The sequence below is a fragment of the Phragmitibacter flavus genome, from assembly GCF_005780165.1.
In the GTDB taxonomy this organism is placed as follows: domain Bacteria; phylum Verrucomicrobiota; class Verrucomicrobiia; order Verrucomicrobiales; family Verrucomicrobiaceae; genus Phragmitibacter; species Phragmitibacter flavus.
Genome location: NZ_VAUV01000025.1, coordinates 47,519 through 60,111 on the forward strand (window position 1 = coordinate 47,519; position 12,593 = coordinate 60,111).

General features: G+C 57.5%; 12 protein-coding genes. 7 read left to right on the forward strand and 5 right to left on the reverse strand.

Annotation, left to right across the window (positions count from 1 at the left end):
* Positions 1-2 precede the first annotated feature (2 nt).
* A complete protein-coding gene (locus FEM03_RS22810) occupies positions 3-1,037 on the reverse strand; it encodes a polysaccharide biosynthesis/export family protein (protein ID WP_138088631.1) in 1,035 nt (344 codons plus the stop codon).
* An 84-nt stretch (positions 1,038-1,121) separates the two neighbouring features.
* Positions 1,122-2,408 (reverse strand): porin family protein, encoded by a 1,287-nt coding sequence (locus tag FEM03_RS24585; RefSeq protein ID WP_166443080.1) that lies wholly within the window; start codon positions 2,406-2,408, stop codon positions 1,122-1,124.
* A gap of 86 nt (positions 2,409-2,494) precedes the next feature.
* Here FEM03_RS24585 and FEM03_RS24590 point away from each other — a divergent pair, with 86 nt between their 5' ends.
* Positions 2,495-2,641: a hypothetical protein gene (locus FEM03_RS24590; RefSeq protein ID WP_166443081.1), complete on the forward strand. Its 147-nt coding sequence runs from the start codon at positions 2,495-2,497 to the stop codon at positions 2,639-2,641.
* 343 nt (positions 2,642-2,984) lie between these two features.
* On the opposite strand, the gene FEM03_RS22820 is transcribed toward FEM03_RS24590, so the two are convergent.
* Complete coding sequence (locus FEM03_RS22820) at positions 2,985-3,779, reverse strand: FecR family protein (protein ID WP_166443086.1); 795 nt, start codon at positions 3,777-3,779, stop codon at positions 2,985-2,987.
* A 202-nt stretch (positions 3,780-3,981) separates the two neighbouring features.
* Here FEM03_RS22820 and FEM03_RS22825 point away from each other — a divergent pair, with 202 nt between their 5' ends.
* The 6 genes from FEM03_RS22825 (at position 3,982) to FEM03_RS22850 (ending at position 9,473) form a co-directional block, all read left to right on the forward strand.
* Positions 3,982-4,917: a hypothetical protein gene (locus tag FEM03_RS22825; RefSeq protein ID WP_138088633.1), complete on the forward strand. Its 936-nt coding sequence runs from the start codon at positions 3,982-3,984 to the stop codon at positions 4,915-4,917.
* A 199-nt stretch (positions 4,918-5,116) separates the two neighbouring features.
* The gene (locus tag FEM03_RS22830) at positions 5,117-5,419 is read left to right on the forward strand and encodes a hypothetical protein (RefSeq protein WP_138088634.1); all 303 of its coding nucleotides are present in this window, start codon (positions 5,117-5,119) and stop codon (positions 5,417-5,419) included.
* Between the two features lie 50 nt (positions 5,420-5,469).
* Positions 5,470-5,976 carry a hypothetical protein gene (locus FEM03_RS22835; RefSeq protein WP_138088635.1) on the forward strand — a complete coding sequence of 169 codons (507 nt, stop codon included), beginning with the start codon at positions 5,470-5,472 and terminating at the stop codon, positions 5,974-5,976.
* Between the two features lie 154 nt (positions 5,977-6,130).
* Positions 6,131-7,717, forward strand: coding sequence for an SUMF1/EgtB/PvdO family nonheme iron enzyme (locus tag FEM03_RS22840; protein ID WP_138088636.1), 1,587 nt, complete (start codon positions 6,131-6,133; stop codon positions 7,715-7,717).
* A 121-nt stretch (positions 7,718-7,838) separates the two neighbouring features.
* Positions 7,839-8,900, forward strand: a complete 1,062-nt coding sequence (locus FEM03_RS22845; RefSeq protein ID WP_138088637.1) for a Gfo/Idh/MocA family protein — start codon at positions 7,839-7,841, stop codon at positions 8,898-8,900.
* Between the two features lie 69 nt (positions 8,901-8,969).
* Positions 8,970-9,473 carry a hypothetical protein gene (locus FEM03_RS22850; RefSeq protein ID WP_138088638.1) on the forward strand — a complete coding sequence of 168 codons (504 nt, stop codon included), beginning with the start codon at positions 8,970-8,972 and terminating at the stop codon, positions 9,471-9,473.
* Positions 9,474-9,681: 208 nt separating this feature from the next.
* Here FEM03_RS22850 and FEM03_RS22855 read toward each other — a convergent pair whose 3' ends face one another.
* Positions 9,682-11,283 carry an outer membrane protein assembly factor BamB family protein gene (locus FEM03_RS22855; protein ID WP_240772883.1) on the reverse strand — a complete coding sequence of 534 codons (1,602 nt, stop codon included), beginning with the start codon at positions 11,281-11,283 and terminating at the stop codon, positions 9,682-9,684.
* Between the two features lie 96 nt (positions 11,284-11,379).
* Positions 11,380-12,054 carry a TetR/AcrR family transcriptional regulator gene (locus FEM03_RS25745; RefSeq protein WP_138088640.1) on the reverse strand — a complete coding sequence of 225 codons (675 nt, stop codon included), beginning with the start codon at positions 12,052-12,054 and terminating at the stop codon, positions 11,380-11,382.
* Positions 12,055-12,593: the final 539 nt, after the last annotated feature.

A 12,593-nucleotide genomic window follows, 5' to 3' on the forward strand; every position in this document is an offset into this window, starting at 1 on the left:
AATTAAAAGAAGGTGGTCGGCACGTTGATCGTATCGCCAGCCTGGATGATGAAAGGCTGCACCCCTTCGCGGGACATGCGCTTGGCATCCAGAGTGATCACTTCTTCCTTGCCGCCAACGTTGCGTTTGACGGTGACCTTTCCGGTGCGTGCCGTGCGGGTGAATCCACCTGCCGAACCAATGGCATCCAGCAGGGTAACATCGCTGTCACGGGGCAGGTTGTAGCTTCCAGGACGCTGGACCTCGCCAAGGATGGTGAAACGTCCCATCGTGTATTCAATGATCTTGAGGTTGACCTGGGGATTCACAATGTAATCTGCGTCCAGCTTGCGGCGGATCATCTCCACCGCCTCGTTCACCGTGCGACCGCCGATTTGGGTCACGCCGATCAGTGGAAAGTTGATGGTGCCATCCTGGGAAATCCTTGCCTCCGTCGCCAAATCGTTTTCCTGAAAGACGGTGATCTCCACGTAGTCGTTGGGCGACAGCACGTAGTTGCCTGCGGGCTGCTCGCCAGGCGACCGGGTTGGAGCCTCCTGGCTTTTAAGGGCAGAGGTTGCATCCACCGATTCCCAGCTGGGCAATGGGAGAATCGAAGAACTCTCCGTCGCCTGCCCCAAAGGCGCGACCACCACGTCGCTCGACTCCAAAGCCATATTGCCTGTCGCCGCAGAAGGAGACGCAGCGGTGCGGCGCATGGCCTCGTTGCTTGCCTGATCAGCCTCTTCCGGCGTCAATTGCTTGAATGCGTTCGTCTCCTTGATGGAGGCATCCATCCTTGTCTCGCGGGCTCCTGAACTTTGGTCTTCCACAAGGGTTGCCTGCGAGGCCGGGGCAGCAACGGCCTGGGGAGCGGGTGTCTGACTCTGCGCTTGCGGCGCACGCTGGCGTGCGGAGGATCTGGAAAAGATGGAACTGCTCTCACGAAGATCCATGGACGGCATCTGAGCCACTCCCCCCTGGGGAAAGACACTGGCAACCGCGAGGATCAAACACCCTGTCAAACGCAGGGTCGATGGCACAGAAAACAATCGCATAGGATAATTTCAACTAACTTAAGATGAAAGCATCAGCAATGCCATCTAATAGACGCCATTGCTGATACCCAAAATGAGACAGGCTTAAAATGTGAGGCTGATCTGCAAACCGACCTGGCTGTTGTCGAATCCGGTGCCATTGTCGTCAGAGGTAAGATCGCGGAACAGATAATACAGTTCCACATCGAACCAGCGACCGGCGTAGCTAAGGCTTGGACGGACAAAGAAGTAGTCGTAGTCAGCCGCAATTGTCCCTGGCGCACTGGCAATGTCATACTCGACGTGATCGTAGCCACCTTTCACCCCGAGGGTAAAACGCTCGAACAGACGCTGGCTGAATCCGGCGGACGCTCCGGTAAGGATGGTGTTCACGCCTGGGAAGATCGCAGATGGCTCGATGTTGCGGTGACCTTCGATGGCGAAGTTGGTGCCGTCACGAATGTTCCACTGACCAGAAAGCCCAAATACGAAGTAAGTTTCATCATTCCCGACGTCGAGTTGACGGAATTCCGCACCGAGACTGGTGTTCAAGGTCACCCGACCGGTCGCCAGGTAATTCATCACCAGCAACACTTGCTGGAAGTCTTCCTGACCACGCTCATCAGCGTCCACCTGCCCATACACGCCGGTCAGACCTGCTTGGATTTTGGGGGTGATGCTGGTCAGAATCCCGGCGCTCGTTGTCCAGGCTTGAGAATCGATAAACTCATCGTAATCGCGATCCGAGTAGCTGCCCGAGAACACAAACAGGGTGCGGTCGGTGTAGGCGAACTTGGCATTCACACCGGCCTGGAAGCTGGTGAGATCCACGCGATCTCTAATTTCCACCGCGCCGAGATCGGAACTGGTGCCCTCACGAATGGCATAACCAGCGCTTCCACCGAACGTCCAGCGACCTGTCACCACCTGCGCTTCAACCGCCAGCTGATGGGAGAAGTTGTCTTCACCTTCAAGCTCTTCGACATCATAGTAGGTGTAGGCAGGCGAATAATCGAGGGCGAGGTAATTGCCGCTGCGTGACTCATAATCACCGAGAGCCACGTTGATGCCAAGCGTCTGGGTGAAGATGAAGGACGAGATTTTGTCGTTCTGGCGAAGGAAAACGTTGTCATCATAGACGACTCCGGTTGCGGCGCGGACCGTGACGTTCACGTTCAGATCACTGAGCGGGCCGCCGGCCATGTTTTCGACGCCTTTGGGGAAGATGCTCTCTTTGGCGCTTTTGTGGCTGGAGCTGTAGTGACGCGTCACATTGCTAAGGTGACCACTCGACTTGGCGTAGCGACCCGAAGGCACGCGCACCGTAGGATTGGTGATTTTTTCCTCGACGGTTTCTTCCTTGACCACTTGCTGGCTTGCGGCAGGGGTCATGTCAGGCACCGCAGGTGGAGGCGCGTCCCCAGAAGCTGGGACGGGTGTAGGCAGTTCCTTTTCCTTGGCAGGCTTGGAGCCCACTGGTGCCGGTGGCACAGGAGGTGCGTCCGAGGCTGGAGGGGTGGATTCAGGTGCCTTCGGCTTGGGTGCCTCAGGAGTTGAGACAGGTTTTGGTGCAGGAGTCGGCGCAGCAGGAGTCGGCGTTGGCGTGGGCGTTGGCGTTGGCGTAGGGGCCGGGGCTGGAGGCGGAGTCGCCATGGGAGCCGGTGTCGGCGTTGGCGTTGGCGCAGCTGGCGGAGGAGTCGGCGCTGTTTCAGGAGGCGCTGGCAAGGTCGGCGCCATGTTAGGATTACCGGCGCGACGTCGCTCCATCCGCTCCCTCGCGCTCAAGGGCGCTTCATCGTCATTTTTCGCATCTGCACTCGTCTCTTGCGAGCGGGCTGGAAACCCAACTGAGGCGACCACCAGAACGGCGCAGGCACCGACGATGTTGGAAAACTGTTTCAATGGGCGTGTCTTGCGTCGCATAGGATGGCAGATTGGGAGTGGTTGCGGTTGATGATGCTGGGATGATTACTGTTCGGGAGAAACGATAGGGCGGCCCTCTGGCGGGCGTCTGACTGGGGGGGTTCTGGGTTCTACTGGGGGCACGCCTGGCGGCAAAGCTGAAAACTCACCATAAATACGCTCAAGCGTGTCAATGCAAACTAATCCCAAAGTATCTGCACGCTCAATGGTTTGTTGCAAATTGATCAAATCCGACTGCGCGTCACTATTTCCCTCTGCTGGCTGCGGGGCAGACGAAGGGGAGGCACCCGAAACCGAGGCAAATTCACCCGCTGCAACCACAAACGTTTCCCCCGACGCATTGGTGACGGAGACCTTGCCAGAAAACACCGTCAGGGTCGTCTCGCCAGAAGCTGACACCGCCGCAGAAAACACTGCTGCATTGGAAATGCTAAGCACACCCCCTGGAATGCTCACCCTGCCCTGCATGCCCTGCATGATGAACGAAACCTGACCGCGTGACAAGGTGAACTCACCGGCACGGGCAGTCACCCCGGCGGCCTTGCGGACCAGTTGCAGTTTGTCCAAGGAAAGCGATGCATCAGCCCCCAACTCCAGCGATGAGCAAGGCGTCAATTTCATCACGGCACTACCATCAGCACCAGCGACCAATAGGCCACCAGGACCAACACGAGCCCCTTCAATAACGTCGACTTGCGCCAACCCACCAACGGAGGTCCCGGTCGACACATTTCCCTGAACTTTTAATATGGTTCCAAAAATCGTCTCCGCTTTGGCCGACGTGGCTGCGAGCATGACAACTAGGAGAATGGGTAAGATTTTAGTGCGCATATCGGTCATGCCTAATATAAGTTCATCTGATTGATTAGGTTGCGCGGAGTAAACTATCCTAATGCACATCTGTCAAACAAACGAACACATAAACAAACAAAAAAGTTATTTTGGTGTTGCGTGTGCTGATTCCTTGAGTGTCAATCCGTAATCCCCACCCCTACCCCCTTCATATTCATTCGCTCATCAAACCTTGTCATCGCTATCGATCATGAAATTCCGAACCATTGCCAGCCTGCTCTCTGCCCTCACCTTCCTGGGATCTTCGGCATCCCTTGTCCACGCTGCAGTTCCTGTCGAACTCGATGGAGCCATCACGGCGGTCAAACTGAACAATGATGGCAGCGCAACCTTGACGGTCATGGGAGTCACCGTCACGCTCCCCAAAGGAACGCCGGTCACCTCCCCCAGCGCCATGCTGACCCTCCAGCAGCTCGCCGACACCACGCCCCTTCCCGGCCGCACCGAGGCAGGATTTGTGGGAGGCACCGCCTTCATTTCCGGCACGGGTGATCCTGCCACGGGCAGCGTCACCGCTTCCGACGTTTTCGTCGAGGCCGCCAAACACATCGTGGTGGGCTTCGTCACCTCAGGTGAACCCCTCACCGTCAACAACATGCCCGTCTCCTTCTCCAAAGACCCGCGTTTGCCCAGCGCTCCACCAAAAAATAAATATGGATTCCCCGTCAAGGTCTCGGCCCTGAAATCCGGCACCCCGGTGGTCGTCGAAGGTTACTGGGACGGAAAAAGCTTTCGTGCATTCTCCACCGCCATCAACGGCAAGGCAGAGGTCATGAGCATCTACCCCCAGGTCGCCATCGTTGCCTCCAAGAGCTGGGAACGCACTCCTAACAATGAGAAAGGCGACGATGTCGAGATCCGCGGCTCCGTCACCATGTCCCACGCGCCAAACACCATCACCACCCAAACCATCCGTATTTTCCGCGTAGATAAAGGTGTCGACACCATGCTTGGTGACGCCATTGCCAACCGCGACCCCGAAGATCCCGACTACGGCACCTTCAATTTCAAGGTCACCACGCCTCCGAGCTCGGATGCCATTCTCGGTTCCGCACCGACCCGCTTCAAGGCGGTTAACATCAGCGCGGCCACCATTGAGGCGGACACCACCGAGTTCGTTCGCTGATCTGATCGTTCATTCATTGCCTGTAGCGAATCAAATCAACAGGCATCTTCAACGGGCAGGCTCCGGCCTGTCCGTTTTTCTTTTCCCTGAACCCCTCTCACGGGTGTTTTTCTGTCTCTGAAATTTAATCCTTCGTTTGTTCTTGCCTCTTTCCGCCTTTTTAGAGACAAAAGAGTCGGCATCAACAAACCTTAATAAAATGGACGCCTCTTCTCCCTCCTCTTCCACATTTCGGCGCTTCGAAATTCAAAACGGACTCGTCATCAGCGAAACAGGTCAGCAGGACGCCGACGACTTTGCTGCCGACTTCCAAGGCCTCCGACATTTTGCCAACCGCGTCGGAGCCACACTTGAGCTAGGCGATGCCACCCATGCCACTCTCCACGAGGCTTCCTTCAGTTTCATTTTCACCCTGAGCGAAGCCCCGGGCCAGCCCGCCAAGGCCGTCGGCGGCATGGTCGCCAGCAACGTCTCCAACAACGACCTGCTCAACGCCCTCTAGTCTGCGCTCCCTCCCCGGCAACCTCACCTCACTTCATCCACTCACGCTCCATGTCCACCGCCATCACTCCCTCCCTTCGCGCCAGTCTCGAGCGAATCAAACACGCCGGTGCCGTCAACGGCATCTGCCTCGCCTGGAGACGACAGATCCTGGTCAGCCTGATGCCTTATGAAGATTTCCGCGTGGAACAACTGGTGCAAACCATCAGCGATGCGCGCGAGCATTTCCAAAGCGGCGGCGAGAGACACGTTGACTCGCTCTGGATGGGCTTTGCCGATGTCAATGCGATTACCGTTTTTGCCGGTGAAATCACCGTCATCATGCTGCACGCCCGGGCTGATGAGTCCGACTTTTTGAACGGCATCATCAAAACGTTCCTCGCCGATGCCCAACTCACCATCGCCGCCGCCCTCACCCCGGACGACAGCCACGATCAAGGTCAAAGCTACGAGCGGCACGAATCACCCGGGCAAGAATCCACCCATTCCGATGAAGATCTCGAATGGCAGCCTGAGGCACCCGATCTCGATCCCAACAAAACCAACGTGGTCAGTTGAAGCGGTTGATCTGCTTGCGAATCCTGCCCCGAATCGCCCGGACGGTGGAAAAGCACCGTTTTTCCGGTGATTCTTTTTGATATTTTGCGGTTCTCACCCCGCCAAGACATGAACGATAGACAACGCCAGTTGCCTATGATACTACCGACCACTTATGAGTTTCGCCCACTCTCACCTCATCACCATCAGCCTCCTCGCATCGCTCCCTGCGCTCAGCGCCAAGGAGATTGACAAACCGGACTTCAACGCCCACGTCCGCCCCATCCTGGAGGCCGCCTGCTTCAACTGCCATAACGAGAAATCCGACAAGGGCGGACTCAACCTCACCACGCTCGAAACCACCATGGCCGGTGGCGACAATGGTGACGCCCTCGTCCCCGGCAAACCTGCCGACAGCCTGCTCTATTCCACCACCATCCTCCCGGAAGACGATGACATGGTCATGCCTCCGCCCAAGGAGGGTCTGCTCACCAAAGCCCAAACCGAAATCCTCCGACTCTGGATCGAACAAGGCGCCAACTGGCCCAAAGACGTTGTGCTTCAGCAGAAGCCGCGCATGAATTTCGCCAAACACATCAAACCCATCCTTGATGCCCGGCTCGCCAGCGGCGGCCCCGTCAAAGCCGACGAAGCTTACATGCTCCGACTCTGGACCGAACAAGGTTCCGTCTGGCCTGAAGGCACCGCCGCTCCCGGCACCGAAGCTCCCAAACCTGCCGCCCCCGCCGCCAAACTCGACGGCATGGAACTCGTCAAACGCATCCACGCCCACATCGTTGCCACCTCCAAGGAAAAAGCCGAGGCCGACATGAAACCCTACGACAGCCGCGGCCCCAAATCCGACGCCCCCTACAGCATGCTTGTCATCAAGGGCGGCGAATTCCTCATGGGCAGTCCTGAAGGAGAAGCCGAACGAAAAGACGACGAAGGCCCGCAGGTCAAAGTGAAGGTCAAACCCTTCTGGATGGGCAAACACGAAGTCACCTGGGACGAATACACCCCGTTCATGGTCACCGAAGTGGGTCGCAACAAGGACGGCTCCAAACAAAGCGGCAAAGCCGACGAGCCGATCACCGAAATCATCAGCCAGCCCACCACCCCCTACACCGAAATGTCCTTCGGCATGGGCACCGATGGCTACCCCGCCATCAGCATGACCCAGCATGCCGCCAACAAATTCTGCCAGTGGCTCAGCGCCCAGACCGGTCATTTTTACCGACTCCCCACCGAACAGGAATGGGAATACGCCGCCCGCGCTGGCACCACCACCGCTTATTATTGGGGCGATGACTCCGCCGGGGTCGCCGACTACGAGTGGTATTACGACAACGCCCCCAACTTCCAGTATTCCCAAGTCGGCAAAAAGAAACCCAACCCCTGGGGCCTTTACGACATCCTCGGCAACGTCGCCGAATGGACTCTCGACCAATACACGCCCGACTATTACAAAAACCTCAAGGCCATGGCTCCCGACAAAATCGCCGGATACTACGTGCCCTCCACCACCCCCTATCCGCACACCGCCCGAGGTGGTTCGTTTGATGACGACCTCGTCCGTCTTCGTTCCGCCTCCCGTCGTGGTTCCGCCCCCGATTGGAAACAGCAGGACCCGCAGCTTCCGAAAAGCATCTGGTATCACACCGATGCCAAATTCCTCGGCTTCCGTCTTGTCCGCCCCCTCGAAATCCCCTCCCCCGAAGAGATGTTTAAATATTGGAACAACGGCGTCGAAAACGAATAACCCATTCCGTCCTCAGACTTCTTTAAGGCCCGATCCCACAAGATCGGGCCTTTCCTTTTCACACACCCTCTTCAAGTCGCATCTCCCTCGGACTTTAGCCCTTATCCTTTATCCTTTCCATATGACCCGCCGCACCTTCCACACCCTCGCCCTCAGCAGCGCCGCCACCTCCCTGCTCCCCGCCGCCGCTCCATCATCCTCCGGCAATACCAAATCCAAAATCAAGATCGGCCAGATCGGCACCAAACATGGCCACGCCGCCGGCCAGCTTGAAACCCTCCGCCAATGCTCCGACTTCGAAGTCGTCGGCATCGTCGAACCCGATCCCCAACAACAACAAGCCGTCAAAAACCAACCCGCCTACGCCGGTCTTCCCTGGCTCACCGAAGAACAACTCCTCAACACCCCCGGCCTCCAGGCCGTCTGCATCGAAACCGATGTCGCCAACCTCCTCACCCATGCCGAACGCGCCGCCAGTGCCGGACTTCACCTCCACATCGACAAACCCGCCGGCTCCGACCTCGCCAAGTTCAAATCCCTCCTCGACACCTGCACCGCCAACCAGCGCCTGGTCAAACTCGGCTACATGTTCCGCTACAACCCCGCCTTCGAACTCATGCTTCAAGCCATCCGCGAAGGCTGGCTCGGCGAGGTCTTCAGCATCCACACCGAAATGAGCAAACAGCTCAGCCCCACCGAACGCAACCTCATGCTCCCCTACCCCGGCGGTTCCATGTTCGAACTCGGCTGCCACCTCATCGACTCCGTTGTCCACATCCTCGGTGCCCCAGAAAAAGTCACCCCCTTCATCCGCAAGAATCCGACCGATGGATTCGCCGAAAACATGCTCGCCGTCCTCGACTACCCCAAAGCCACCGTCAGTGTTCGCAGCGCCATGATCGAAGTCCAGGGCGGAGCCCGCCGCCAGTTCACCGTGTGCGGCGACCAAGGCAGCTTCGAAATCTTCCCCCTCGAACACCCCGTCGCCCGCCTGATGCTTGATCAACCACGCGGACCCTACAAAAAAGGCGTCAACGCCCTCACCTTCGAAAAAACGCCACGCTACGCCGCCGACTGGACCGATTTCGCCAAAGCCATCCGCGGCGAAACCGCCTGGGAATTCACCCCTGATCACGACTACACCGTGCAGAAAACCGTCCTCCAGGCCTCCGGCCTGATGTAGCCTCTCCTCCGATCTCCATCACCACTTGCCGCTCCTCCATTCCTCGATAAAGTAGCCTCCCTACTCCTCATGGCCAAACTTACCGACGAACAGAAACAAGCAATCACGCAATGGGCGGCCGACGGCGCCACCCTCAATGACATCCAGGCGCGGTTGAAGGAAGATTATTCCCTCGTCTACACCTATTTCGACACCCGCCTGCTCGTCATGGAACTCGGCGTCACCCTCAAAGACAAAAAACGCGACGTCCCCGCTCCTGAACCCGAACCTGAACCCGCCGCCTCTGGCAATGCCTCCGAAGATCCCAACGCCGCTTTCGATGACGAATCCGGCGACGACTTCGCCTCAGACATTCCTCCCGGCGGCAACAGCAACGTCAGCGTCTCCCTCGACACCCTTGCCATCCCGGGAACCATGGTCAGCGGCAAAGCCACCTTCAGCGATGCCGTCACCGTTTCCTGGTATCTCGACCAGCAGGGCCGACTTGGTCTCCGCGACGCCCCTCCCGGCTACCAGCCACCGCCGCAAGACATCCAGAGCTTCCAACTGCAGCTCCAGAAGCTCCTGCGTTAACGGTCGCCTCTTAGATCATTTCACTGTTTAAATTATCGGAACTTTCGCCCCAAAGGGGCATCCTATGGTAGTCCAGGGCAGAGCCCTGGGTCCGTTCCCACCGCCGATTGAGCCCTTTAAGGGCGCCTTACCCTCGCGCGGCAACCAGGCCCTGATTAAATCCTTAAATCCCCGCCTGAATTTCGACAATTAAAAGAGCGGAAAGGTATTACTTCACCGGCAGCTCATAACACACGACCTCCCGGTCATTGCGCACCAGCAAATATCGCCCTGCCAAGGTGGGGTGATTCCACGTCTTGCTGCTCAACGCCTCCAGCTTGCCCAACTCCTCAAACCCCTCCCTCTTCACCGAGGCCAGATACACCGGACCCGGCTCACTCTGGATGATCACCAATCCATCATTCACCATCAAACTCTGACCCGAGCCAAAACGACCCTCCTTCCACAAACGATCTCCGTTCGCCGGATCAATGCAGGCCATTCGTCCGTCATCCAATCCAAACAAAAACTCCCCGCCAAACGACGCACTATTAAACTGCGTCTTCAACTTCAACCCCCGCCACAGCTCCGCCACCGCCAGCTTTCCTTCCTCGCCAGCCGCCGTCACTTGCACCATCTGGCAGCCCATCCCGTAACCCCCCGACAAAAACAACCGATCACCCGGCATCACCACCGGTTGCGACGCCTTCGGCCAACGCGCATCCCCCCACTCATGCTCCGCCACCAAGACTCCGGTCGCCGGATCATGAAAGGTCAGCGACCTCGCATTGTTGCTCAAGATCACCCGCCGTCCCGCCAGCGTCGCCAGCAGCGGTGAAGCATAGCTCGCCTCATCGCTCCCCGCCTTCCAAACCGGTTCCCCGCTGTCCCGCGCAAACGCCAGCAACACCGCTCCCGACGTGCTCCCACCCGTCACCACCACCTTGTCATCAAACACCAACGGCGAGCTGCTGGTCCCCCACTCAAGATTCTCCGACCCCACCTCTTCCAATACCTTCCTGCTCCAAACCAACTTGCCCGTCCTCATTTCCAGGCAATTCAAAATTCCCGTCGCCCCATAACTATACACCCGACCGTCCACCACCGTCGGCGTCGCACGCGGACCCTCGCCACCCTGCCATTGCGTGAAATGCGCCGCATCCGAATGCGACCACAACAAGCGACCCGTCAGCAATTCATAACACGTCACCAACTCCTCCGCCCCGCGCTGCTCCTGCGTGAACGCCCGTCCACCCACCACTGCAAAAGCCGACCACCCCGCTCCAATCGGCTGCCTCCACATTTCCTTCGGTGCCGCCGCCTTCCAATCCGACACCAACTCCATCTCCACCCCGCGCACCACTCCATCTCTCAACGCCCCAAAAAACTGCGGCACATCCGCCGAACCATCCACCGTCCCATCCAGAGCCACCGACGGATCCCCTTCTCCCTCACCCGCGACCGCCACCCCTACCGAAGCAGGCGCAGGCAAAGCCAAATCCGGCGTTCCCTTGCCACTCCAACTCCAGGCCAGCTTTGGCAACCCACTTCCATCCACCACCCCATCCACCCGCACCATCTGACTCGCCGCCACTCCCAACACCACCAACGCCACCGCTATCCCCAACCTCAACTTGCCGGACACCCGACTGAACAACAAAAACCAAAAAACGTTCAGCAACCCACACAACAACCAAATCGCCGTCGTCAGCCAGCGATTCAAGTTTCGATCCATCTCCGGCCTTAACACTCCCACCGCAAAAATGGCTCCGACCGCCGCCAGCACCAACAACAGCGGCATCCACAACCGGTGAAAACGAAATTTTGACACTCTCAATGAACGATTTGGATCAGATGAAGTATTCATAATTCAATACAAGTAAGCACTTACTCATTAACCAGGCACAAAAAAATATACGTCAGGAGATTACGACATCAGCAAAGCAAAAGCCTGAGGCCGGTAGTGTTCTTTGATCACCTCCGCCTTCACCCCCAACCCCAGCAACGCAAACCACACCGTCTGCTCCACCAGTTCCGCCTGCTTCAATCCAAACGACACCACCGGCTCTCCCGGCATCTGATTCAGCATCAACATCGCCACCAGATGCTCCACCAACCACGCCCCCGCCCTCGACTGCACCGGCGTCTTCACCAGATCCCCAACCCTGCGCCCCTCGCGAATGCACTCATCGAGTTTCGCGATCAATCCCGCATCCACCTGCTTCATAAAACCCCGCGCAAACGCCCCGTCCTCCAGGTAGCTGTTTGCCAGTAGCCGGTGCAAACTCTGATCCACTACATCCACCTTGTCCGGTCGGCGCAGCATCTTCGCCGTCAAATAATGCACCAACGTCACCAACGACGCCGTCCCCGCCTCCAATGCCTCCACCTCCAGCGCCCCCTCCTTGTTTTTCATCGCAAAACAAGCCGTCTGCAACGCCCCATACAGGTCTTCTTTACTAGGAAAATGCCGAAACAACAATGCCTCCGAAACCCCCGCCGCCTCCGCCAGCGCCCTCGTCGTCGCCCCATGAAACCCCTTCTCCGCAAACACCTCCAACGCCGCACGAAGAATCCCTTCGCGCCGCTCATCATGGCTCATTCGTTCTTTGGTTGGAGCGGTTGACACTATTGTATGTCAGCATTCACTCACAAATATGTCAATGCGAAAATCGTAGCAGCCAAAGTCCTTCCCCAAAAATCGAGGCGAGTGTCGACGCATCGAAACCATCTCTTAGACAACATCATCCTGGATTTGGCGGTCACTTATTTTGGATTGGATGGAATTTGACCAGAAAAGCACGACAAAAACACTACTCCATTGAAGTCTGGAGTCACCGCCATTTCCACTCGACGACCAGCGCGCTAATATTCGCAAACCGCTCCTAAACCAAGGCGCGACAACAGCAAGTCCGTCGATCATGCGATTGCTCGGGCTTCATGAGCCGCATAAAATAGGCTCTACGCCGAAGGGCGCGGGAAGATATCGATGAACAATCTCACAAGCTCGACAGTTGATCAGCCCCCCGAAAATCGGACATGGTGAAGTGCTAGTCGAGTGGTTAAATTAACCACAAGACGACCATGAGAAAGAGACACAGTGTAGAACAGATCATCAAGACATTGAAACAGGTGGAGGGC

Bases quoted from the DNA above. Each gene is read 5' to 3' on its own strand.
- FEM03_RS22825 (WP_138088633.1), top strand. From the start codon at position 3,982: ATGAAATTCCGAACCATTGCCAGCCTGCTCTCTGCCCTCACCTTCCTG.
- FEM03_RS22830 (WP_138088634.1), top strand. From the start codon at position 5,117: ATGGACGCCTCTTCTCCCTCCTCTTCCACATTTCGGCGCTTCGAAATT.
- FEM03_RS24585 (WP_166443080.1), bottom strand. From the start codon at position 2,408: ATGACCCCTGCCGCAAGCCAGCAAGTGGTCAAGGAAGAAACCGTCGAG.
- FEM03_RS25745 (WP_138088640.1), bottom strand. From the start codon at position 12,054: ATGAGCCATGATGAGCGGCGCGAAGGGATTCTTCGTGCGGCGTTGGAG.
- FEM03_RS22840 (WP_138088636.1), top strand. From the start codon at position 6,131: ATGAGTTTCGCCCACTCTCACCTCATCACCATCAGCCTCCTCGCATCG.
- FEM03_RS22810 (WP_138088631.1), bottom strand. From the start codon at position 1,037: ATGCGATTGTTTTCTGTGCCATCGACCCTGCGTTTGACAGGGTGTTTG.
- FEM03_RS22850 (WP_138088638.1), top strand. From the start codon at position 8,970: ATGGCCAAACTTACCGACGAACAGAAACAAGCAATCACGCAATGGGCG.
- FEM03_RS22835 (WP_138088635.1), top strand. From the start codon at position 5,470: ATGTCCACCGCCATCACTCCCTCCCTTCGCGCCAGTCTCGAGCGAATC.
- FEM03_RS22820 (WP_166443086.1), bottom strand. From the start codon at position 3,779: ATGACCGATATGCGCACTAAAATCTTACCCATTCTCCTAGTTGTCATG.
- FEM03_RS22845 (WP_138088637.1), top strand. From the start codon at position 7,839: ATGACCCGCCGCACCTTCCACACCCTCGCCCTCAGCAGCGCCGCCACC.